Source organism: Streptomyces roseifaciens (assembly GCF_001445655.1).
Lineage (GTDB): Bacteria > Actinomycetota > Actinomycetes > Streptomycetales > Streptomycetaceae > Streptomyces > Streptomyces aureoversilis.
Genome location: NZ_LNBE01000002.1, coordinates 1,008,942 through 1,032,707, shown reverse-complemented (window position 1 = coordinate 1,032,707; position 23,766 = coordinate 1,008,942). Strand labels below are relative to the sequence as shown.

Sequence of the window (23,766 nt, the reverse complement as noted above, 5' to 3'; positions counted from 1 at the left end):
TCACCGAAGCGTTGCACATTCCCGTGCCCCGGTACACGGTGTCCACCTTTCTCCCCTCCCCGCGGTGGCATTCGACGTATCACGCCTCCCGGGACGGCGAGCGCAGCGCTCCCTCATCCGCACATCGGGGAGGTTTCGAGTAAACGTGAGATAGACCATATTACTGCGTCTTTACTCTCCCATTGCCTGCTGTGTTTCGATGGACCGGGCCACTTTGATCAACCGCGCACATCCGACGGCAGTCGCCGGCGTCACGTCGGCAAGACCGATAGGGATGCTCATACTCATGCCCGAACGCTGTCCTGAACTACACCTTTCCGAGGCTCAACTCGGGGTCTGGCTGGCGGAGCGTGCCAGGCACGGCCGTCCCGGTGCCTACCAATGGGCTGAATACCTCGTCCTGGACGGCGATGTCGACGTAAGCCTCCTGGCCGCCGCGGTCACCAGAGCGGCTGCCGACTGCGAGGCGGTCAACGTCCGCATCATCGAAGCGGCGGGTTCTTCACCGGTGCAACGGCTCCTCCGGGACCGGGAACACACCGTCGAAGTGGTCGACCTCCGGGGAGCGCCCGCACCGGACGCCGCCGCACTGGAGTGGATGCGGGCCGAGCTGGCCAAGGCCGGGGGCAGCGACACCGGGCCGCTGTTCCTGGGGGCCGTGCTGCGGGTGACCGACGACCGCTCGCTGGTGTACCACCGGGTTCACCACATCGCTCTGGACGGGGCGGGCATGGCCCTGTTCGCCGAACGCGTCGCCGAGGTCTACAGCTGTCTGTACGACGGGCGCGCCGTTCCGGAGAGCGGCTGGGCCGGACTCCGCCCCTTGGTGCACGCCGAGGCCGCCTACCGTGAGGCCGCCGAACGCACCGCGGACCGGGACTGGTGGCTGGAGCGACTGGCCGGGCGGCCGGACTTCCTGAGCCTCGGCACCCACGCGGCCGCAGCCACGGCCCGCTCGCTACGGCTGACCAAGGTACTGTCGGCCGAGGAGTTCACCGGTTTACGGGACGGTGCGCAACGACTCGGGCACCGCTGGACCCGGCTGCTCACCGCGGCGACCGCGGTCCACCTGCACGCGGTGACCGGCAGCCGTGATGTCGTACTGAGCCTGCCGGTCGCCGGCCGCCCGGACGGACTCGCCCGGACCGTGCCCGCGATGTCGGCCAACGTCCTCCCCCTGCGGTTGCACGTCGATCCGGCGGCCCCCCTCGGCACCCTGCTCGACCGGACCGGCGACGAACTGCGGCTGGTGCGCCGTCACCAGAGGTACCGGGGTGAGCACTTGCGGCGTGAGCTGGGCTATCCCGACGACGGCCGGAAGTTCTTCGGTCCGGTGCTCAACATCCAGCGTTTCGACCGGCCGTTGCGGTTCGGCCCGACGACGGCGACCGTCCACAACCTGCAGGCGCCGCCGTCCGAGGACCTCTCGATCGTCGCCTACGACCGTGGCGACGGTGTGCTGCGCCTCGACTTCGACGCCAATCCCGACAACCACGGCGAGGAGTTGCTGCAGGACGTCGCCGACCGCTTCCTGCACGTGCTGTGGCAGGTGGCGGAGGCCGACCGGGAGACGCCACCGGCGCGGGTGGCGGCGTCCACGGTGAAGGAGCGCCGGCACGTCGCCGCTCTCGGCACAGGTGACCGCACGGCAGCCGCGCCCGCCGGCACGGCCGTCGGCCGGTTCGCCGAACAGGCCTCCCGCACCCCCGACGCGGTCGCGGTCCGCTCGGCCGGGACCGGGGAGCGGCTGACCTACCGCGAGCTGGACGCGCGGAGTTCGGCGCTGGCCGCCGCGATCGCAGCGGCCGGCGCGGGCCCGGAGCAGACCGTCGCGCTGCTGCTCGAACGGTCGGTGGACCTGGTCGTCGCGGCGCTCGCGGTGGTGAAGGCGGGCGCGGCCTACGTTCCCCTGCAACGGGACGACGCGGTCGCCCGGCAGCAAGCGGTGCTGTCCGACGCGGGAGCACGGGTACTGCTCACCGACCGGAACACCGAGGAGGATCGCATCGTCGCGCTGGCACGCGATCGTGATGTGCGGCAGCTGGACGTACGGGCGCGAGGAACCGCGGCCGGGGAGCCTCGGTCGACGCCGGACGCGCTGGCGTGCGTGATGTTCACCTCCGGCTCCACGGGGCGCCCCAAGGGGGTTGCCATCACCCAGGGCAACCTGGCCGGGCTCGCCGCCGACCGGTGGTGGTCCGAGGGCGGCGCGGACCGGGTGCTGCTGCACTCGCCGCACGCCTTCGACGCGTTCAACCTGGAACTGTGGGTGCCGTTGCTGACCGGTGGCGAGGTGGTCGTCGCCCCGCCGGGGAGGCTGGACCCGGCCGGACTGTCCCGGATCACGGCCGCCACCGGGATCACCGGACTGTGGCTGACCGCCGGGCTGTTCGACGCGTTCGCCACCGAGGACCCCGCCTGTCTGGCCGGGCTGCGCCAGGTCTGGACCGGCGGTGACGTGGTGTCCCCGGCGGCGGTGCGCGGCGTGCGGGCCGCGCTGCCGGAACTCACCGTCGTCAACGGCTACGGGCCCACCGAGACCACGGTGTTCGGGACCAGGTTCGCCGTCGAGGAACTGCCGGAGGACGCCGGCTCGGTACCCATCGGTACGCCGCTGGACGGCAAGCGGGTGTTGCTGCTCGACGACGCGCTGCGGCCGGTGCCGCCCGGCGTGGTGGGCGAGGTGTACCTCGGGGGTGTGGGGGTCGCTCGCGGCTACCTCGGGCGGGCGGCCGCGACCGCCGAGCGTTTCGTGCCGGACCCGTCGGGTCCGCCCGGTGCCCGCGTCTACCGCACGGGTGATCTGGCCCGCTGGAACCTCGACGGCCGGCTGGAGTTCGCCGGGCGGGCCGACGGACAGATCAAGCTCCGTGGCTACCGGATCGAGCCGGGGGAGATCGACGCCGCGCTACTGGCCGAGCCCGGGGTGCGGCAGGCCGCGACGATCCTGCGCGAGGACCGGCCGGGAGTGCGGCGGCTGGTCTCCTACGTGGCCGCCTCGGGTGACACGACTCGGCTGCTCAGTGGCGTGGCGGACCGGCTGCCCCCGTACATGGTGCCGTCGGTCGTGGTGGCGGTGGACCGGCTGCCGCTGACCCGCAACGGCAAGCTCGACCGGCTCGCGCTGCCCGCTCCGGAGGCCGCGAGCACGGACGTGGCCAGGGCTCCTCGCACCGCCGTCGAGCACCGGCTGGCCGAGCTGTTCGGCGAGGTCCTCGGGCTGGAGAGCGTTCCGCTCGACAAGGACTTCTTCCAGCTCGGCGGCGACAGCATCAAGGCGATCCAGCTCGCCGGCGCCGCGCAGCGGGCCGGTCTGGCCGTCAGCACCCCGGACGTGTTCCGCACGCCCACCGTCTCCGCGCTCGCCGAAGGCATCGGAGCGGTGCCGGAGCCGGGACGCCGGATCGCGCTGGGTGACGCGGACGACCCCACGGTCCCGCTGACGCCCGTCATGCACTGGCTGCGCGAACGCGGCGGCCCGGTCGACGGCTTCGTCCAGTCCCTGACCGTGCGCACTCCGGCGGGCATGACCGAGGCGCAGGTGCGCGCGGTGGTGCAGGCGCTGGTCGATCACCACGGCATGCTGCGGCTGTCGCTGAGAGCGGTGGACGGGCTGTGGGCTCTGGAAGTGCTGCCGCGCGCCACCGTCGAGCTGAACCGGCCGGGCACCGTGCTCGACCCCGGGAACGGGCAGGTGGTCCGCGCGAGCTGGCGGGATCCCGGGCCAACGGAACCGGGCGAACTGACCCTCACCGTGCACCATCTCGGCGTCGACGGCGTCTCCTGGCGCATCCTCCAGGAAGACCTCCGCACCGCATGGGAGGCCGTCCGGCACGGGCGCACACCGCAGCTGCAACCGACGGGGACCTCCTTCCCCCAGTGGGCGAAGGCGCTGGTCCAGTACGCGCACCACCCGTCCGTCCTCGGGGATTTCTCCCGGTGGCAGGCGATACCCGAGGATCCCCCCGTCGCCGGCCGTGCGCTGGACCGCGAAGTGGACACCGAGGACACCCGCCTCCGGCACTCCGTCACCCTGCCGGGCGCGCTCACCGCGCGTCTGGTGACCGACGCGACCGCGGCCTTCGACTGCTCGGTGCACGAACTGCTGCTGACCGCGTTCGCGCTGGCCGCCGCCGACTGGCGGGAGGGTCCGGACGCGCTGCTGGTGGACCTCGAAGGCCACGGGCGCGAGGAATTCGCCGCCAACCTGGACCTGTCCCGCACGGTCGGCTGGTTCACGACCCTGTGCCCGGTGGTGCTCGATCCCGGCTGCTCCTGGGCGGACGCCCGCACGGATCCGGCCGCGCTGGACGGCGCGGTGGCCATGGTCCGGTCCTGCGTACGGGACGCCGCACGCGCCGGCCTGACCTACGGTCTGCTGCGCTACGGCAACCCGCAGACCGGTCCGGCGCTGGCCGCCCGGCCGTCGCCGCAGTTCGCGTTCAACTACCTGGGCCGGTTCGACGTCGGCGGCGACGGCGACTGGGCGGTGCCGGCCGACTCCTCGGTGCTCGGCCCGGACACCGGCGGAAAGCTGGCGATGGGCCACGCCGTGGAACTCGACACGGTGATCACCGATCGTCCGGACGGCCCCCGGCTCGTGGCGCACTGGTCCTGGCCGGGCGAACTGCTCACCGAAGAGCGGATCTCCGGGCTCGCACACCGGTGGTTCGACGTGCTCGAGGCCCTGGTGCGGCGGGGCCGCGCCCGGGCGACGGGTGAGCTGCCCCTGCCGCCGTTGGCGCAGGGACTGCTGTTCCACTCGCTCTACGACCACGACGGCACCGACCCGTACCTCGTCCAGTTCGTCTTCGAGCTCGGCGGAGCGCTGGACCCCGCCGCGCTGCGCGACGCGCTCCACCGCCTGCTGCTGCGCCATCCTCAGCTCTCCGCGGGCGTGCGGCACGGTCCGTCGGGGCGTCCGGTCCAGGTGGTCCTCCCGGACTTCTCCGTGGAATGGCAGGAGATACCCGCGCACGAGGACCTGGAGCGCTTCCTCGATGCCGACCGCAGGAGACGGTTCGACCTCGCCAGTCCCCCGCTGGTCCGCGCGGCCCTGCTGGCCCATGCCGACGCGCGGCACACCTTCGTCCTCACCACGCACCACCTCCTGCTGGACGGCTGGTCCATGCCGATCCTGATCAAGGATCTGTTCTCGCTCTACGCCGGCCACGAGCTCCCGCCCGCGACGCCGTACCGCGACTTCCTCGACTGGCTGTCGACGAGGGACTCCCGCGCGGACGAGGCCGCCTGGCGCGCGCTGCTGTCCTCCGTGGACGGTCCGACGCTGGTCGGCAGCGCGGGACGGCGCGGTTCGGCCGCGGCCCGCCACCGGCGGACAGCGGAGCTGGACGACGCCACGAGCGCGCGGATCGACGCCATGGCCCGGCAGCACGGGCTGACCGCCAACGTCGTCGTACAGCTGGCGTGGGCCGTCCTGCTCGGTGCCATGACCGGCCGGGACGATGTGGTGTTCGGTGCGACGGTCTCCGGCAGACCGGCGGAACTGCCCGGTTCGGAACACATCGTCGGCCTGCTGATCAACACCGTTCCGGTGCGGGTCCGCCTCGATCCGCGCCGGTCGGTCGCCGAGTGCCTCGCCGAGCTGCGCACCCAGCAATCGTCCATGCTGGACCACCAGCACGCCGACCTGACACGGCTGCAGTCGATCGCAGGGCACGCCGAACTCTTCGACACCGTCGTGGTCTTCGAGAACTACCCGATCGACGAGGACGCGCTGCGCGGTCTCGTGCCCGGTCTCGAACTGCGGGACGTCCAGGGCCGGGACGGCACGCACTACCCCCTGACGCTGATCGCCATGCCGGGCCGCGACCGCCTGCGGCTCCGCCTCGACCACAGCGCCGACCTGCTCGACGAGGAGGGAGCCCACCGCCTGCTCGATCGCCTCGGCGCGCTGCTCCAGCGGATCACCGCGCATCCGGAGGCGCGGCTGGGGCAGCTCGGTCTGCTGCTCCCGGACGAACAGGAGACATCGGCGGACACCGTCGTGCAGACGGCCCCGGTCGCCCTGCCCGCGCTGTTCGAGGAGCAGGTGCGCCGCCGGCCGGCGGCCCCCGCCCTCACCTGCGGGGACACCACCCTGTCGTACGGGGAGCTCAACGCGCGGGCGAACCGTCTGGCGCGGCTCCTCGTCGCGCACGGGGCCGGACCCGAACGCCTGGTGGCCCTGGTCCTCGGACGTTCCACGGACCTCGTGGTAGCGGTGCTGGCCGTGCTGAAGTCGGGAGCCGGCTACCTCCCTCTGGACCCGTCCCACCCGGAGGAGCGGGTGCGGCAGGTGCTGGCCGACGCCGCTCCCGTGCTCGTGGTGACCTCCGGGCCGCTCGCGGTGCCGGATGCGCAGATCGTGCTCGACGGCACCGATCCGGCCGCCGACTACCCGTCGGACGACCTCGGCCTGGCCGTGGACCCCGACAGCGTCGCCTACGCGATCTACACCTCGGGCTCCACCGGAGCGCCCAAGGGCGTCGTGGTGTCCCACCACAACGTCGGGCGGCTGCTCGCGGTCACCGACGCCCGGTTCGGTTTCGGTGACGACGACGTGCACACGCTGTTCCACTCCTACGCCTTCGACGTCTCGGTGTGGGAGCTGTGGACGGCGCTGGGCCGCGGTGGCCGCCTGGTCGTGGTGCCGGACGACGTCGCCAAGTCGCCCCGGGAGCTCCTGGCCCTGCTCGCCCGGGAGCAGGTCACCGCACTGAGCCAAACCCCCTCGGCGTTCTACCAGCTCATGCAGGCCGAAGCGGAAGCGGAGCCGGGCGCGCTGCCCGCGCTGCGGGTCGTCGTGTTCGCCGGTGAGGCGCTGGAACCCACGCGCATCCGCTCCTGGCACGGCCCCGGCCGGCCGAGGCTCGTCAACATGTACGGGATCACCGAGACCACCGTGCACACGACCTACGCCGAGCTGACCGACCCCGACGAGACCGCCGGTGTCATCGGCACCGCGCTGCCCGACCTGCGGCTGCACCTGCTGGACCACGCGCTGCGGCCGGTCCCGCCGGACTGCCCCGGTGAGATCTACGTGGCCGGCCCCGGGGTGGCGCGAGGGTACCTGGGACGCCCCGGGCTCACCGCGAGCCGTTTCGTCGCCGACCCCTTCGGCGCGCCCGGTGCCCGCATGTACCGCTCCGGGGACCTCGCGCGGCGCCGGGCCGACGGCACGCTGGAGTACCTGGGCCGGACGGATCACCAGGTGAAGATCCGCGGTTACCGGATCGAGCCCGGGGAGGTCGAGCGCGTCCTCGAACGGCACCCCGCCGTGGACCGCGCCGTGGTGCTCGCGGACGCGGATGCCGACGGCGGCCGACTTCTCTGCTACGCCGTGACGAAGGGGGAGCCGGCACCCGCCGAGCTGCGCGAGTACGCCCGGACGGTCCTGCCCGCGCACATGGTGCCCGCGTTCATCCTGCCGGTCGACGAGATCCCGCTGACCGGCAACGGCAAGCTGGACCGCAGGGCCCTGCCGCGACCGGAGTCCGCGGTGCGGGTGAGCCGCCCGCCGGCGACCGAGCGGGAACGGCTCCTGTGCGCGCTGTTCGCCGAGACGCTGGGGGTCCCCGAGGTCGGCGCGGAGGACAGCTTCTTCGATCTGGGCGGGCATTCGCTGCTGGCCACCCGCCTGATCAACCGCGTACGGGCGGAGACCGGCTCCGAGCTGAGCATCCGTACCCTCTTCGACGCCCCGGTCGTCGCCGACCTGGCGAAGCGCCTGCCGGAGCCGGCCGGCACCCCGCGTGCCGGGTTCGCCACGGCCGCGCGGCCGGAACGGATCCCGCTCTCCCCCGCACAGCGCCGGCTGTGGTTCTTCAGCCGGTTCGCCGGCCCCAACTCGGTCTACAACATGTCCTTCGCCGTCCGGCTGAGCGGCCCCTTGGCAGCCGGGCACCTGCGCGCGGCCCTCGGCGACGTGCTCGTCCGCCACGAGAGCCTGCGCACCACCATCACCGAGATCGGCGGCGAGCCGCACCAGCGCATCGGCAGCGCGGAGGAGCTGCCGTTCGAGGTGGTGACCACGTCGGAGGCCGAGTTGCCCGGCCTGCTCGCCGAAGCGGCGGCGCACGTCTTCGACCTCGGCGGCGAACTCCCGGTCCGGGCCGTGCTCTTCGAGACCGCACCCGAGCAGTACGCGTTGCTGATCCTCCTGCACCACATCGCCGCCGACGGCTGGTCACTGGCTCCGCTGGCCCGCGACCTGTCGACCGCGTACCGGGCACGCGTCGCGGGCGGGGTGCCACGGTGGACCGGCCGCCCCGTGCAGTACGCGGACTACGCCCTCTGGCAGCACGGCACCGACCTCGGCGCCGGCATCGCCTACTGGAAGGAGACGCTGCGCGGCGCCCCGGAGGCGCTCTCGCTGCCGTTCGACCACGCCAGGCCCCAGGTGTCCGCGCACCGCGGGGAGACCGTCGGCTTCACCCTGGACGCCGGCCTGCACGCGCGGCTGGGCCGGCTCGCACGGTCCACCGGCACCAGCTTGTTCATGGTGATGCACGCTGCGATCGCCGCGCTGCTGTCACGGCTCGGCGCCGGTGCGGACATCCCCATCGGCACACCGGTTGCCGGGCGGCACGACGAGGCGCTGCACGAGACCGTCGGCTGCTTCGTCAACACGGTGGTGCTGCGCACCGACCTCGGCGGGACGCCGACGTTCGCCGAACTGCTGGAGCGGGTCCGGGCCACCGATCTCGACGCCTTCGCCCATCAGGAAGTGCCGTTCGAGGCGGTGGTCGAGGCGGTCAACCCGCCGCGCTCGCTGGCCTGCCACCCCGTCTTCCAGGTGATGCTGGCCTTCCAGGACACGCCGCCCGCCGTGTTCGACCTGCCGGGGCTGCGCGTCGAGCCGGTCGCCGCGCCCGGCGGCGCCTCCCGCATGGACCTGCTGTGGAGCCTGCGCCCGCGCCACGGCGACCACGGTGCGGAAGCCGGCGTCGAGGGCGAGCTGGAGTACGACACCGAACTGTTCACCCCCGCCTCCGCCCGTCTGCTGCTCGCACGGCTGGAACGGCTGCTGCGGGCGGCGGTGGCGGAGCCCGACCGCCCGATCGCCGACCTCCCGGTCCTCGTCGCCGGCGAGCGGGAGCAGATGACCGTCCGCTGGAACGCCACTGCCCACGACGTGCCCGGGAGCACCGTGGCCGAACTGTTCGCGGCCCAGGTGCTCCGCGTTCCCGACGCACCGGCCGTACGGCACGGGGACACCGTGCGCACCTACCGGGAACTGTCCGAGCGGGTGGCCCTGATCGCGGCGGAGCTGAGGGCCCGCGGAGCCGGTCCGGGCAGTCTGATCGCACTGGAGCTGAGGCGCGACGCCGACCTGCCCGCCGCGCTGCTCGCGGTCCAGTCGGTCGGTGCCGCCTGGCTGCCCGTCGACCCCGCGCTGCCACCGCAGCGGAAGGCGGCGCTGCTGGCGGACGCCCGCCCCTTGCTGGTGGTGCGCCACGACGACGGGCTCACCGTCACCGCCGGAGCCCCGGAACCGGCGGTCGTGCCGCAGAACACGGCGTACGTGATGTACACCTCGGGCTCCACCGGGCGGCCGAAGGGCGTCGTCGTGCCCCACAGCGCGCTGACGAACCTGGTGCTCGCGCTGCGCGAGCAGCTGGCGGTCGGTGCGGCCGACCGGGTCCTGGCCGCCGCGCCCGCGGGCTTCGACATGTCCCAGCCCGAGCTGTGGCTGCCCCTGGTCACCGGCGCCACGATGGTGCTCGCCGGCCAGGGCGCGCTGCGCGAGCCCGACGAACTGTCCGCGCTGCTCGACCGGCACGGGGTCACCGTGATGCAGGCGACGCCGTCGCTGTGGCAGGCCCTCGTGGCCCGGCGGCCGGAGCGGCTGCGCCACGTCCGCGCGGTCATCGGCGGCGAAGCGGTACCCGCGGAGCTGGCCGGGGCGCTGTCCGGCCGCACGGCGTCGCTGCTGGCCTGCTACGGCCCGACGGAGACGACCGTCTGGTCGACCACCCACCCGGTCGGCCGCGCGGCGGGCGCCACGGTGCCGCTCGGGCGTCCCCTGTGGAACACCCGGTGCTACGTCCTCGACGCCCGGCTGCAGCCGGTGCCCCCGGGCGTGACCGGCGAGCTCTACCTGGCCGGCGCCGGCGTGGCGACGGGGTACCTGCACCGGCCGGGGCTGACCGCGACCCGGTTCGTCCCGGACCCCTTCGGACCGGAGGGGCACCGGATGTACCGCACCGGCGACCTCGCGTCGTGGACCTTCGACGGGGTACTGCGCTTCCACGGCCGGACCGACGATCAGGTGAAGATCCGCGGCCATCGCGTCGAGCTCGGCGAGATCGAGGCCGTGCTCGCCCGCCACGAGGACGTCGACGCGGCCGCGGTGGCCGTACACGACCGGAAGGCCGACGACCGCCGCCTGGTCGGCTACGTCGTCCCCGCCGGTGCCGACCTGCGCTCCGTGCGCGCGCACCTGGCCGCGCACCTGCCGGACTACATGCTGCCCGCCCGCCTGCTCGGGCTGGACGAGCTCCCCCTCAGCCCCAACGGAAAGCTGCTGCGCGACCGGCTGCCCGAACCGGACTGGGCCCCCGCAGGAGACCCGGCGCCTCCGGAGAACCTGAACGAGCACTTCATGTGCGGACTCTTCGCCGACGTGCTGGACCTGCCCCGGGTCGGTCCCGGCGACAACTTCTTCGAACTGGGCGGACACTCGCTCCTCGCGGCGCGGCTGACCGACCGGGTACGGGCCGTACTCGGGCTGGAACCGACGATCCGGAACGTCTTCGAGGCGGCCACCCCCGCCGCGTTGACCCGTCTCCTGAACCGGGCGTCGCCGGAGAACGGACCCACGCACCTCGTACCGTTCCGCACGGGCGGGCCGGCGGCGCCGGTGTTCTGCGCGCCCCCGCTCAGCGGGATCAGCTGGCTGTACGCGGGGCTGCTGCGGCACATCGACCGGGACCACCCGGTGTACGGCATCCAGGCCGAGGGGCCCGGCGGGGTGAGCGACCTGCCCGGCAGCGTCGAAGCGATGGCCGAGCGCTATGTGGACCTGATGCGTTCGGTCCGCCCCCACGGCCCGTACCACCTCGTCGGCTGGTCCTTCGGCGGGCTGGTGGCCTACGCGATGGCGGTCCGGCTGCACGAGCTCGGCGAGCCGGCCGGCTCGCTGTGCCTGGTGGACACGACCGCCGACGCCGCGGCCGCACCGGAAGAGCCCATCAACGACCAGCGCATCCACCGGGTGCTGCTGACGGCCGCGGGCCTGGACGACGAACGCTGGGCCGCGACGGGCCTGGACTTCGCCACCGTCTCGGCCCTGCTGCGCCGGGAAGGAAGCGTGTTCGCCCGGTTCACCGAGGACGACATCCGCCGTGTCATCGCGGTGTCGCGCCACCACGACAAGCTCGCGCGGGCCTACCGGCCCCCGCACTACCCCGGCGACGCCACCTACATCGAAGCGACGGGGGACGGTCCGCGCCCCGTCCCGAATCACGAACTGTGGCGGCCCCATGTCGGTGGCGACCTGACCGTCGGGCACGTCACCGCGCGCCACTACCGGGCGATGCAGCCGCAGCACGTGCACGAAGTCGGGATCCAGCTCCGCGACCTGCTGAGGAGGCAGCGTTGATCCGCACCGATTCCGGCGCCCTCGCCGGACTGCCCGCAGGCGCCCGGGTGGTGATCCGGCTGCCCAACGGCCGCGAACTGGCGGACGTGCTGCTCGCCTGCTTCGACCTGCGCCTCGTCGCGGTCCCCCTGCACCCCCGCACCACCGACCGGGCCGTCGCGGGCATCGCCGAGCGCGTCTCCGCGGCGGCTCTGGTGGACCTCCACGGGCTGCACCGCACCGGCCTGCCCGACGTCCACACGGCCCCGGACGACCTGGCCTTCATCATGTTCACCTCGGGCTCCACCGGCCCGCAGAAAGGGGTCATGCTCAGCCGGCGGGCCGTCCTGGGCAACGCCGCCAAGACCGCGGCACTGCACGGACTGACACCGGAGCGCCCCCACGGGACCTGCCTTCCGCTGTACCACTGCAACGCGCTGGTCATGTCGCTGCTCGGCACCCACCTCACCGGCACGCCGCTGACCCTGCAGGCCGCCTTCGACCCGGCCGGATACTTCGCGGCGCTGGACGCCGGCGGGGCCCGGACCGCCTCGATCGTGCCCGCCCTGCTGGCGGACCTGCTGGAGGCCGGCCCCGACTGGCCGGACGGCCTGGAATACCTGATCACCGCGGCCGCCCCGCTGACCAGCGATCTCGCCCGCCGGTTCCACCGCCGCTACGGCCCGCGCCTGCGGCAGGGCTACGGCCTGACCGAGGCGGTCAACTTCAGCTTCACCATGCCCCGGCTCGACGACGCCGGGTTCCGCGACCAGTACCTGGAGCACACGCCCCCGGTCGGGGCACCGCTGCCCGGCACCGAACTGCGGCTGGAGTCCGGCGAAGTCTGGATCAGAACGCCGGACCTGATGACCGGCTACTGGCAGGACAGCCGCACCACGGCGGCCGCGGTCACCGACGACGGCTGGCTGCGCACCGGCGACCTGGGCGAACTGCGGGACGGCCTGCTGGTCCTCCGGGGCCGCGCCGGGGAGCGGATCAACCGGGGCGGGGAGAAGTACTACCCACTCGACCTCGAGCACGGCTGGCGCGAGGCCGGTCTGTCCGGCCGGTTCGCAGCAGTCGCGGTGGACGAACCCACGCTCGGCCAGGACATCGGCCTGGTCGCCACGGAACAGCCGGTCTCCGCCGTGCGCGACCTGTACGAACGGGCACCGCTGCGGCCCTCGGCGATCCAGTTCGGTGGGTTCCTGGCGACTCCCACCGGCAAGCCCCGGCGCACGGCGATGAGCCGGGGCCTCGCCGCGCGCCGCCTGGCTCCCGCACGATACGAACGACTGCTGCGCCACGCCGCGGCCACCGCGCACGACCTGCTGCACAAAGGAGCCGACCACTCCGGCCTGCGCGCGCTTGCCGCGTGCACGGGGGACCGCCGCCCAGGGGCGGACGGCGAAGTCGTCTTCGGCGCCCTCGACTTCATGCGGGAGCACTGGCACGACGAGGACGATGCGGAACTGTCCCGGGCCAAGGCCCGCTGGCACAGGACACTCCTCACCGAGTGGCCCCTGGCAGTGCACGCAGAACTGACCGCGGACGTGGCGGCCCGCCACGGATTCGAGGGACCACCCGTGCCGCTGGGCACCGAGGCCCACTTCGGGGGCGGCTCGCTGCTCGTGCTCCCGCACGGGCCCGCGGCCGACGGCCCGGTGTGGCCGCTGGGCCCGCTGCTGTCCTTTCTGGACGGTTCCACCGGGGGTGGCGGTACGGATCGCTGGACGTGGCTGGCCCGGCTGCGCGACCGGGGATTCCCGGCCACGGGGTGCTCGGTACTGCGCGCCGGGCGACACGACCTGGGCGGCGTGCTGTGGGCACGAAAGCCGGATTCCGGACCGACCGAGCACGCTGGAGCGACTGAATGACACACAGCACCGAAACGACCGGACGCATGAAGCAGTCCCCCGACCACGAGGACGAGACCCTCGACGTCCAGCGGCACCAGGACCCCGGCAGGAACCAGCTGACTCCGGTGGTGCAGCTGCCACCGGACGTCGCCCTGGCCGTGGTCGACGCCCTTGCCGGTCTGGTCCGGGCGGCGCACCGCACGGAGGAGAAGAGCCCGACCCCGGCCGGTGCGCTCAAGCGGGCGCAGGAGTTCGAGGAAGGCGACGTCTTCATGCTGGAGCCCCCCTTCGAGGGCTTCTTCGCCGACCGATATCTGATGGACTTCTACGACACCACCGAACGCGACATATGCTCGCGCATGCACCTGCACACCGGGCTGCGGTTCGTCCGCATGATGACGGGGCCGGAGACCACGATCCGGGTCTCCAGCCTGTCCCCGATCACGGTGCGCCCGGCAGCCGAGGGCTGGACCGGTCCGCTGAGCACGTTCACCGACGTGCTGCCCGGCACCCCCACCGGAGTGCACCGGGACCGGCACAATGTGATCGTGCCGCCGAACTCCTGGGTGGACATGCAGATCCCGCGCGGAGTGTCACACCAGTTCAACGCGGTAGGACCGAACGCGGTGATCGACTCGGTGCACCCGGAGGAATCCATCGAGACGCTGCGCGAGGGAATGTCGGGGTACCGGATGATGGCGCAGACCATCTTCCTCGCCAAGGACAAGAGCCCGGCGACCACGTGCGCCGACATCATCAGCCCTCAGTCGGTCAGGGGGACGTCCGGCATGAGATGACGCCCGCGCTTGCAAGGACCGAGTCCCATGTTCCTACGCTCTTGCTGGACATTGACGCCGAGAGGGTGCGGACGCTGCTGGGTCGGACGAGGAGACCGCCGCCTCTGTGAGGCGGCGGTCACGCTCACGTCGTCCCGCGGCTGCACCGGCCGCAGTCCGGGTACGGCCGGGTACGCGGGCCGTGCGGCCGGCTGGATGCGGTCAGCTGGCGTAGCAGCGGATGTTGGTGATGACTCCGTCGGTCCGCTCGGGGTTGAACACCCATACGGTCACGGTGAGCTGGGAGTCGGGCTCGATGCAGTGGCCTGTCCTGGGGGGCTGGATGGCGATGGTGCCGTCGGAGCCGTCGCCCGTCACGGTGTACCAGTGGTCCGGGTTGCCGCCCTTGTTGAAGATGCTGCCCGGGGTGGTGACGTCGAACTGCAAGGTCCACTCGCAGATCCGGTTCCGGGTCGCCTGCAGGGTGAAGTTGTACGTCCAGACGTAGCCCTGCCAGTCCGGGGGCCAGCTCTGCTGGTTGGGGCCGGACTTGGTGTACCTGGTCTCGACCTGGGCGGGCCCGACCTGGGTGGTGACGGAACCCTTCTTGTCGGGCGAGGTGTTGGTGACGTTCCCGGTGTCGATCGCGGAAGTGGCGGTGATGCTGCCGGTGTGGCTCGGGTCGATGGTGCCGGTGAGCAACACGGTGGCCGTGCCCCCCTTGGGGAAGGCCGAGAAGGGCTGGGTGAACGTGCCGTCCGTCACCGTCCCCTGCTCGGCGACGACTCCGCCCGACACCCGGGATGCGTCCAGGACGACGCCCGTGAGCTGCTGGGTGGCGCCGGTGAGCTCGGCTTCCGGGACGGCCGACGGGCCGTTGTTCACGACCGTCATCCGGTACGTGATCGGCGTTCCCGCGTCGGCGTTCGCCGGGCCGGACATGGTGAGCGGCACATCGGCCTGGGCCGGGGGCGCCGTCACGGTGGTGGTGACGGAATCGGAGGAATGGGAGGAGGTGTTGGCGACGATGTCGGAGGTGATCGTGCCGTCGCAGGTGATGTCGCCGGAAGTACCCTCCCGGACGGTACCGTTCAGGGGAATGGTGGCCGAACTGCCGACCGGTAGGGTCAGCAGCTGGGTGTAGGTGCCGTCGTCGATGCCCCCCTGGCCGGCGGTCGCGCCGCCGGTGAGGACGAGTTCCCCGAGGGACGCGCCGGTGACTTCGCTGGGGATCTTGCCGTGGACCTTGGCGTCGGGGGAGGCGTTGGGGCCGTTGTTCCGGACCTTGACCGTGTAGCCGATCGGCGATCCGGCTTGCAGCGTCCGGGGGCCGGTCAGGTGCAGCGGCATGTCGGCCGGGAGGGTGACTTCGAGGTCGCGGATCTCGTAGTCGTTGGTGTTCGCGCCGGTCGCGGCCGACAGGCCGAGCTTCAGCGTCTCGGGGAGCGGGGCCTGCCCGCCGGCCGTGGAGAGATCGTAATCCTCGATCAGGGGCTGCCAGTTCTCGCCCTGACGGACCGCGACCGTCACCTTGTTGGAGATGATCGACAGGAGGACGCGGGTGGGGGACTCACGGGTGAGGCTGAGCGTCGGCAGAGCGGCGCCGCTGAGGTACTGGTAGCCGTCATAACCGTTCCCCGAGCCGCGGAGGACGGCGTGGTCGGGCTGCTGTCCCGGGCCGCCGTTGCCGGCCTGCTGAGGGTTGGAGAACGAACCGTACTGATCGATGCCGATGCCCACATACCCCTTGGTGACGCCGGGCACCTGATCCCCCTGCCCCTTGTGGTAGCAGGCGTAGCCCAGGGCTCCGCCCGGACCGCCCGGCTCGGTCCGGGCACTTCCGTCGATCAGGAAGAACGACATCCCGTCGGCGGGCGGGTTGCTGCCCCCGTAGGCCGCGAGGTCGAACTGCACCGAGATCCCGCTGTCGCTGGGGAAGGCGACGTCGAAGAGGGCGGTACCCGCCTGGAAGGTCCGCGCCTGGGTGAGGCTGAGCCAGCCCTGTCCGGTCATCCGTGCCGAGCCTTCGAGCCTCCAGTCGGCGGGGGTGGACGATCCGGCGAAGGACTGCCGGTAGGGGAAGATCGACATTTCCAGGACCTCCGTCCGATGCGCGGATTCGCATCCGCGTACACGTACGCGCTGTCAGCCGGACGCTATGCCCGGCTCGTATACGCGCACATCGGCTCCATCGCGCCATCGGCGGAGGAACGGCGCTATCAGGACAGGCCGGTGGCGCAGGCCGGACATGATGGTCCGGCACAGTGCGGCAAGGGGAGGGCCGTCCGGGAGCCTGTCCGGAATGCCGCGATCGATCGTTTCTGCAAAGCCCTCCTGTCGCAACCATGGCCAGGATGGCATGTCGTTCCCGGTGCCCGCTGCCGTCCTCACCGCCGGCCGGCCACGAACCCCGGAAGGACGCGGTCACGTCCGTCCCCCTACAGCTCTCTACAGCTCTCTACGGCCAAGGGCGTACGCGAGCCCGTTGCCCCGGCTGCACCCACCCGCTCGGCGAAGACGACCACACGTACCCATGCGGCCTGGCAGTATGCCGGTCATGTCGCGGCGCCGGTGGCTCTTCTTCTCCGTCTCGGTTCTCCTCGCGCTTGGCGGGGCCTTTCTCTGGCTCCGGCCCGAAGGGTGGGACCAGGCCGACAAGATGAGCAGTGTGGGCGGCTTCCTGACCGGTCTCCTCGGCATCGTGATCTCGCTCCGCCCGCAGAGGGAAGCACAGGGCGGGAGCCCCGATACCGGCGAACTCGCCAACACCCTGGCCGACGCCGTACAGGACCAATGGCAGCGCGAAGTGGCCAACCAGGGCCTGCACCGGTTGGCATCGCTGCCCGTGCGCTGGGCCGTCACCACACGCGCCGGCCTCCGCGACCATCCCGAGGCGGTCTTCGGCGCCGGTGCCACCGCCCGGGACGAGAGCAGCTTCTCCGGCACGGTCACCGATGTCGCCCAGCGGTACCTCTCCCTCCCCAGGCGACGCCTCGTCGTCCTCGGGGAGTCCGGCTCGGGCAAGTCCGTCCTCGCGGCCCGCCTGCTTCTCGACCTCCTCGACGAGCGGCAGGGCACCGGCCCGGTACCGGTGCTCCTCCCGGTCAGGAGCTGGGATCCGACCCAGGAGCATCTCGACGACTGGATCGTCCGCGAGCTTGCCTCGCTCTACTACGGCCGCCAGGACGCCGTACCGCGTCGGCTCATGCAGCAGCACGCCCTCATTCCCGTACTCGATGGCCTCGACGAGATAGCCAGGGCCTCACAGCAGCACGTCCTCGCGGCCATCGACCGCGCGACGGGCGGCCGCCGGCCCGTTGTCGTCACCAGCCGTGTCGCCCCCTACCAGGAGATGACCGAGGCCTCCAGCGTCCTCGTGGGCGCTGCGGTGATCGAACTCGCCCCGCTCGACGCCGACTCGGCCATGGCCTCCCTGAATCGGTCCGCACCCGTCGGCGACCACCGCTGGGCCCCGGTCGTCCACCACCTCAGAGCTCATCCGACCGGTCCCCTCGCCGAGGCGCTCTCCACCCCGCTCATGGTGTTCCTGGCCCAGTCCGCCTACGGAGGCCGGCAGGGCCCCGCCACCCTCGTCGACGCCGTTCAGCAGCTCGGGTCCCGCCAGGAGGTCGAACGCGCACTCGTCAGCTCCCTGGTGCCCGCCCGCTACCCGTCGTACCCCGACCCCCGCCACGCCCGGCCCCGCCACGCCTACACCGCCGAGGAGGCCGAACGCTGGCTGGGCCACCTCGCGCGGCACCTCCAGCACTCGGCCACCCGCGACCTCGCCTGGTGGAAGCTGGCGCACTCGGTTCCCCGTGCGGTACTCGGAACGTTCTTCCTCGTAAGCGGCGGACTCCTCCTCGGCTACGCGGCGGCCTCGCTCTTCGGCACCGGCGTCGGAGTCGCGGTCGGGGTCATCGGCGGGGCCTTCTTCGGGTTCGGCGGCGAACTGGTCGAAGCCGTGTTCCGTCTCTTCGGGCAACACGTCGACCGCTCCTGCCCCGTCCCCGTGCACGCGGTCCTCCACCACGGCGGACGCGCACGACTCCTGGCCGGGACCCTCGTCGCGGGCAGCGTCGGCGGTATCGGGTTCGCCTCCGCCCTCCTGGCGTGGCGGGGGCTGGGCGCCGCGTGGGGTTCGGTCGTGATCGTTCTCGCCGTCATCGTCTGCCTGGTGATGGTCACCGGCCTCGCCGACATCCTGCGAGGACCCGTGCGCCTGACCGAGCTGACGCCGAGATCGATACTCGCCGGCGACCGAACCACCGCCACCCTCCGCGCCGTCGGCCTCAGCGCCGGAGTGACCCTCGGCATCCTCGCGTTGACCAGGACCGAGGCCGGCGTCGTCTCCGCCATCGGTTTCGGCCTGGTCGCCGCGCTGTCCGGGTACGGCGACTCCGCTTGGGGGTTCTTCACCCTCACCCGCTGCTGGCTCGCGCTCACCGGCCGGCTCCCGCTCCGGCTGATGACCTTCCTGGAAGACGCCTACGACCGCGGAATCCTGCGTCAGTACGGCCCCGTGTACCAGTTCCGCCACCAGCGCCTCCAGGAGAGCCTGGCAGGCCCATGAAGAAGCCCTGAGGAAGCCCTGAGGAAGCCTCTGAAGAACGTGTCCTTGATCCTGGGCGTTCCCCGCCCGCACCGCACCGCACCGTCGACGATGCCCCCGACGCACACCCACGTCGCCTCACCCTGCCGGAGCCCGTCATGACCTCGAACCCTTCGCCCTCGCCGAGCCCCTCCCCCTCCGGCGGCAGGATGCGGCCGTGGGCCAAGAAGCTCGTCGGCATCGTCGGCGCCCTGGTCCTGGCGCTCGTCACCGCCGTGGTGGGCGCTTGGGCGGAGCACAAGCTCGACGAGGACGACTCCCCCGCAGCAGCGCCGTCCGCCGTGGCCGTAGAGCCGTCGGGCGCACTCCGGGATTCCGGAAAGCAGGCCGAGCCGCAGGGTGCCCCTCCGGGTGCCGCTTCCCCGCCGGAAGGGCCTGACCTGCACTGCCGGACGAGCGTCCAGGCTGTCGGGGCCGTCCAGTGGTGGCCGTGCGCGCGGGTGTGGAAGGACCGGATCGACTTCGGGGTCATGCTGCGCGGCGGGGAAGAGAGACGGACCGTCCGCCTGCGTTTCGGCTACCACACCGCGGTGCCCCGGCACTTCACCTCCTGCACGGCCGAGGCCGGTATGCAGGTCGAGACCGGGCCGGGCTCCGACACCCGCTGGGTCACGGCAGCGGGCTGCTCCGTGGCGCGCACCCCCGTCGCCGTACAGACGAAGGCGTGGGCGGCACCGGAGAGAGGCGCCTGGTCGGGCAGCCTTCTGTCCCCCACTCTGCATGTCCAGCCGGACGGATCGGTGGTCGACCCGTCCCGCGGGTGACCGCCCGAGGACGCCGAACCGGGGCTGCTGGGGCGCGCCTGCCGGTACGAGACGGCACCGCCACGAACGCGGGGCTAGGCCGTGTCTTTGGGATCATGAAGGGACGCTGAGTACACGGGGCACACCTGATCATTTCCAGCCAGGTGCCAGGCCGAGGCGGCCAGATCAGCGCAAACCACTCCGTGCGGAGCCGGGTGGCCCTAACGTGCGGGCATGGGGAAATTCACGACCACCCACGACCTCCGAGGCGCTGCGCCCGAGGCTTGGGCACTGCTCCTCGACGACGCGTTTATGGAAGAGGTGTACCTCCAGGATCTGGGATACCCGGAGTGGAAGGTAACTCAGCGTACGGAAGGCCCCGAGCAGACAACTCGCAAGGTAATGATGGAGCCCAGGCGTGAACTGCCCGTCCCGGTGGCGAAGGTGCTCGGCGCTGGCTATCGGGACGCCGAGGAGAGCACGTTCAGCACACCCACCCGCACGTGGAGTTGGAAGCGGGTGCCCTCGACTCTGGCGGACAAGCTGCGCCAGGGAGGCACCGTGCGCGTTGAGGAGGCCGGGGCCGACCTCAGCAAGCTGGTCATGTCGACTGAGATCGAGGCCAAGGTCTTCGGCGTCGGCGGGCTGATCGAGTCCACCTTCGAAAAGGTGTACCGGGAGGAAGCGGAGAGGATCGCGGCGTCCCTCTCCAAGCGGTTGGCGGCAGCTAAGGGGTAGGCAGCTTCTTTCGGATCAGCGTGCTGACCAGAGGAAGATGCCTGCGAGGTGGAGTCCGGCGAGATAGACGATTGAGGTCTTCTCGTAGCGGGTGGCGATGCCGCGCCACTGCTTGAGGCGGTTGATGCAGCGTTCGACGGTGTTGCGTTGCTTGTAGGCCTCGCGGTCGAAGGCAGGTGGCCGAGCGCCGTGACTGCCACGTCGCTTGCGGTGGGCCTGCTGGTCGGCGGGGACCGGAATCACCGCCTTGATCCCCCGTCGTCGCAGGTGGTCACGGATAGCGCGGGATGAGTAGGCCTTGTCGGCCAGGACCGCGTCCGGCCTGGTCCGGGACCTCCCGATGGGCCGCGACACCCGGACCTTGGCCATGACCTGCTCGAAAGCGGGTGCGTCTCCGGCTCGTCCGGGTGTGAGGACGAAGCACAGCGGGCGGCAGCGGCCATCGGCCGTCAGGTGCACTTTCGTCGTCAGGCCGCCGCGGGACCGCCCGAGGGCGTGGTCAACCGGCTCGCCGGCCGGGGCCCCTTTTTGCAGGCCCCGGCCGCATGCTGGTGAGCACGCACGATGGTCGAGTCGACCGCGACCACCCACTCCAGGTCCTCATCCGCATCGACCCGGGCCAGCAGAGCGGTAAAGACACGTTCCCAGGTGCCGTCGATTGCCCGGTTCCGCAGGCGCGTGTACGCGCCCTTCCACGAGCCGTACTTCTCCGGCAGGTGGACCCATTGCGACCCGCTCTGGAACTTCCAGGCGATCACATCGAGCACCACACGGTGATCACACCATCGACCACCCCGCTTCGGTGTCCGGTCCGGCAGCAACGGCTCAATACGCGCCCACTGCACGTCAGTCAACGGCACACCAGACCAACGATCAGATGATCCGAAAGAAACGGCCTAGGTCACGGGTTAGTACTCCAGGGAGAGATCGTGTCCTGAGCCGGTGTTCTTCGTGGGCCTGGTCATGGCTGGGCCACCTGAAGCCCACGACTGGGCAAGGGAGTTGAAGTTGGCGCCTGCTCGGGTGACGGCCGGTCAGGGCAGGAGCAGCAGTTTGCCGATGGTACGGCGCGACTCGAGGTCCGCGTGGGCCCGGGCCGCCTCGGCGAGCGGGTAGCGGCCGGTGATCCGCGGAGTGAGCCGCCCGTCCAGGATCAGGTCGAACAGCTCGCCGGTGCGCTGCAGCAGGGCCTCGCGGGTGGCGACGTGGTGGTGAACCACGGGGTAGGTCAGCAGGATGCTGCTCGGCAGGTCGGTGGGCCGCAGTGTCGGAACGCCCATGAAGGGGCCGTAGTAGGCGTGCACCCCATGGGGGCGCAGGGCCGCCTGGGAGGAGTGGAACGTCCTGGCGCCGCCGCCGTCGTAGACGACATCGGCGCCCTGTCCGCCGGTCAGCTCCCTGATCCGCTCCTCGAAGCCCCCGCCGGAGTGGACGAGCACGTGATCCGCGCCGGCCTCTTTCGCGACGGGGGCCTTCTCCTCGCGGGAGACCAGGCCGATCACCCGGCCGCCGCGCGCCCTGATCATCTGCGTGAGCAACTGGCCGACGCCGCCCGCTGCGGCGTGCACCACGGCGGTGTCGCCCGGACCGATCGGGTAGGTCTCGGTGCTCAGGTGGCTGGCGGTCAGGCCCTGCATCATCACGGCTGCAGCGGTCTCGTCACTGATGCCGTCGGGCACCTTGACCAGCGAGTCCGCCGGGACGGCCAGCAGCTCGGCGTAGCTGCCCGGGTGGTAGAACCAGGCCACCCGGTCACCGACGGCCAGGTCCGTGACCCCCTCGCCGAGGGCGGTGACGTACCCCATCCCCTCGGCGCCGAGGATGGCCGGGGCCGCCCAGCCCGGTCCGCCCTCGGCGCGGGCGCCGATGTCCATGTAGTTCACCCCGGCGGCGCCAAGCCGTACCAGTACTTCGCCGAGGCCGGGGGCCGGGTCCGACAGCTCGGTCCAGCGCATGACCTCGGGGCCGCCGTGCTCCTCGATACGGATCGCATGCATGGGATGACACCTTCCTGTACGGGCTCGTTGCGGGGGGGGGAACGGTCAGCACGTTAGGCAGCGGAAAATGGACCGGCAAGTCCAAAGATGACTTGCGGCATGCGAGTTGGCCGGCTGGCCTGCCCGCTCCCTCCCGGCATCTGCTCCTGCTCGCGGTCCTCGAAGGGACGCCTGTTCAGCCTCGGCGCTCGACGGCCTTCTCGCCGACGAGGGCACCGACTACTGGCGGTTCTGTTTGGCCCTGCGCCCTGCCCGACGACCCGGCAGAAAAGGAACAATCACTCGGTCGCTACCGGAGTGCGTACGCGCACTATCGCCGCCGGTGCATTATTGCAGAATTCGAGCTAGCGGAATTCTTCCGATCTGCGAGCTGCAGATCGGACCTCCAATCGGAGGGGCCCGATATCACTTCTGTGGAAGTGATTGACCCTGCTCGCCGGGCACTGCTACCAACAAGGGGTCCCCCAGCAGATGAGGAGCATCGGCATGCTGCGCATTGAGGTCAGTATATTCTCCGGCCGTCCCGACCCATCCTGGATCATCACCGACGGGAGCACGGTGAGGAATCTGTTATCGGACGTGGCCGATGCGGCGGAAGAAGTGGTGGGAATACCCGGAGCCGGGTATGACGGCCTGGGATACCGCGAAGTCGTGGTCTCCGCCGTCAGCGACGACGAGCCCTGGCCCGAGTCCGTACCCCGCAGTTTCGCCCTGGGCACCCTTGGCGCCCGAAACCCGGGCCGCTCGGCCGAGCTGGCCCGCCGGGTCGTGGAAGGCATGACCCGTCACGCGGACACGCGGTTGGCCGAGCACGAGCAGACCCCGCTCGGCGACGAGCTGCGCGAACTGCTGCTCGGCGAGATGGACGCCTTCGCGGCCGAGCCGCCGACCTGGACCCGGTCCCCGGAGCTTCCCGCACACCCCCTGCGCACAACCGCCCAGGAAATCGCACCGAGCGCCACCTGTTACATCGAATTCGGCGCGTTCAACCCCGGCTTCTGGAACACCCCGGCAGTCCAGCCCAACAACAACTGCTACAACTACGCGCGCAACATCCGCACCGACACCTTCGCCCAGCCCGGCCGGGCACATGGCGCCCAGACCGGGACCATGGCCTGCCCGAACGTCACCCAGGCCGCCCTCGCCGACGGTTTCGTCCGGCGCTTCCAGTGCCTGCCCGACAGCGAGAAACCCCGCTGGCTCACAGCCCTCGTCATCTGGCCGGGGCAGGACTACCACTGGTACAGGTTCCACAGCGGCAACTTCTGGGGCCACAAGCCCGGCAGGACACAGGCCCGGGACTACGACAACAGCGGCAACCGGATCACGAATCCGGAAACCTGCAACCGCGGCGGTTACCGTGATTTCTGCGGGTACTTCTATGCCGGACGCTCGGTCACCATCAGGTGAATCGTCATCAGGCGAGGAGGCCGGACGTCATCAGTCGAAGCCGAGCA

The 23,766-nt window shown here is 71.5% G+C and carries 10 protein-coding genes; 7 read left to right on the top strand and 3 right to left on the bottom strand.

Features of this window, described 5'->3' with window-relative positions:
- Positions 1-286 precede the first annotated feature (286 nt).
- The 3 genes from AS857_RS05925 to AS857_RS05915 are packed head-to-tail and all read left to right on the top strand — an operon-like array spanning position 287 to position 14,240.
- Positions 287-11,605, top strand: a complete 11,319-nt coding sequence (locus AS857_RS05925; RefSeq protein WP_160330191.1) for an amino acid adenylation domain-containing protein — start codon at positions 287-289, stop codon at positions 11,603-11,605.
- On the top strand, positions 11,602-13,461 hold the full coding sequence (locus AS857_RS05920; protein WP_216823949.1) for a class I adenylate-forming enzyme family protein: 1,860 nt from the start codon (positions 11,602-11,604) through the stop codon (positions 13,459-13,461). Before AS857_RS05925 ends, AS857_RS05920 begins: the two co-directional genes overlap by 4 nt.
- A complete protein-coding gene (locus AS857_RS05915; protein ID WP_245699598.1) occupies positions 13,458-14,240 on the top strand; it encodes a hypothetical protein in 783 nt (260 codons plus the stop codon). The genes AS857_RS05920 and AS857_RS05915 overlap by 4 nt, the downstream gene beginning before the upstream one ends.
- Before the next feature lie 201 nt (positions 14,241-14,441).
- Here the strand turns inward: AS857_RS05915 and AS857_RS05910 are convergent, their stop codons facing one another.
- Positions 14,442-16,310: a lectin-like domain-containing protein gene (locus tag AS857_RS05910; RefSeq protein ID WP_058042016.1), complete on the bottom strand. Its 1,869-nt coding sequence runs from the start codon at positions 16,308-16,310 to the stop codon at positions 14,442-14,444.
- 466 nt (positions 16,311-16,776) lie between these two features.
- Between AS857_RS05910 and AS857_RS05905 the strand changes: the two genes are divergently transcribed.
- From AS857_RS05905 to AS857_RS05895, 3 genes are all read left to right on the top strand, one after another.
- Positions 16,777-18,792 carry an NACHT domain-containing protein gene (locus AS857_RS05905; protein WP_160330190.1) on the top strand — a complete coding sequence of 672 codons (2,016 nt, stop codon included), beginning with the start codon at positions 16,777-16,779 and terminating at the stop codon, positions 18,790-18,792.
- A 137-nt stretch (positions 18,793-18,929) separates the two neighbouring features.
- On the top strand, positions 18,930-19,595 hold the full coding sequence (locus tag AS857_RS41090) for a hypothetical protein (RefSeq protein WP_245699597.1): 666 nt from the start codon (positions 18,930-18,932) through the stop codon (positions 19,593-19,595).
- 213 nt (positions 19,596-19,808) lie between these two features.
- A complete protein-coding gene (locus AS857_RS05895; RefSeq protein WP_058042014.1) occupies positions 19,809-20,312 on the top strand; it encodes a DUF2505 family protein in 504 nt (167 codons plus the stop codon).
- 15 nt (positions 20,313-20,327) lie between these two features.
- Here the strand turns inward: AS857_RS05895 and AS857_RS37285 are convergent.
- Together AS857_RS37285 and AS857_RS05880 are read right to left on the bottom strand one after the other, a co-directional pair.
- Positions 20,328-21,172, bottom strand: a protein-coding gene (locus AS857_RS37285; RefSeq protein ID WP_173864721.1) for an IS5 family transposase whose coding sequence is annotated in 2 segments (ribosomal slippage) — positions 20,328-20,845 and positions 20,845-21,172 — 846 coding nt in all. Because the reading frame shifts where the segments join, the coding sequence is not laid out codon by codon here.
- Between the two features lie 174 nt (positions 21,173-21,346).
- Positions 21,347-22,309 carry a quinone oxidoreductase family protein gene (locus tag AS857_RS05880; protein WP_058042012.1) on the bottom strand — a complete coding sequence of 321 codons (963 nt, stop codon included), beginning with the start codon at positions 22,307-22,309 and terminating at the stop codon, positions 21,347-21,349.
- Positions 22,310-22,732: 423 nt separating this feature from the next.
- Between AS857_RS05880 and AS857_RS05875 the strand changes: the two genes are divergently transcribed.
- Positions 22,733-23,719 carry a hypothetical protein gene (locus AS857_RS05875; protein ID WP_144440736.1) on the top strand — a complete coding sequence of 329 codons (987 nt, stop codon included), beginning with the start codon at positions 22,733-22,735 and terminating at the stop codon, positions 23,717-23,719.
- The last annotated feature ends 47 nt before the right edge of the window (positions 23,720-23,766 follow it).

Bases quoted from the DNA above. Each gene is read 5' to 3' on its own strand.
- AS857_RS05895 (WP_058042014.1), top strand. From the start codon at position 19,809: ATGGGGAAATTCACGACCACCCACGACCTCCGAGGCGCTGCGCCCGAG.
- AS857_RS05915 (WP_245699598.1), top strand. From the start codon at position 13,458: ATGACACACAGCACCGAAACGACCGGACGCATGAAGCAGTCCCCCGAC.
- AS857_RS05880 (WP_058042012.1), bottom strand. From the start codon at position 22,309: ATGCATGCGATCCGTATCGAGGAGCACGGCGGCCCCGAGGTCATGCGC.
- AS857_RS05910 (WP_058042016.1), bottom strand. From the start codon at position 16,310: ATGTCGATCTTCCCCTACCGGCAGTCCTTCGCCGGATCGTCCACCCCC.
- AS857_RS05905 (WP_160330190.1), top strand. From the start codon at position 16,777: ATGTCGCGGCGCCGGTGGCTCTTCTTCTCCGTCTCGGTTCTCCTCGCG.
- AS857_RS41090 (WP_245699597.1), top strand. From the start codon at position 18,930: ATGACCTCGAACCCTTCGCCCTCGCCGAGCCCCTCCCCCTCCGGCGGC.
- AS857_RS05925 (WP_160330191.1), top strand. From the start codon at position 287: ATGCCCGAACGCTGTCCTGAACTACACCTTTCCGAGGCTCAACTCGGG.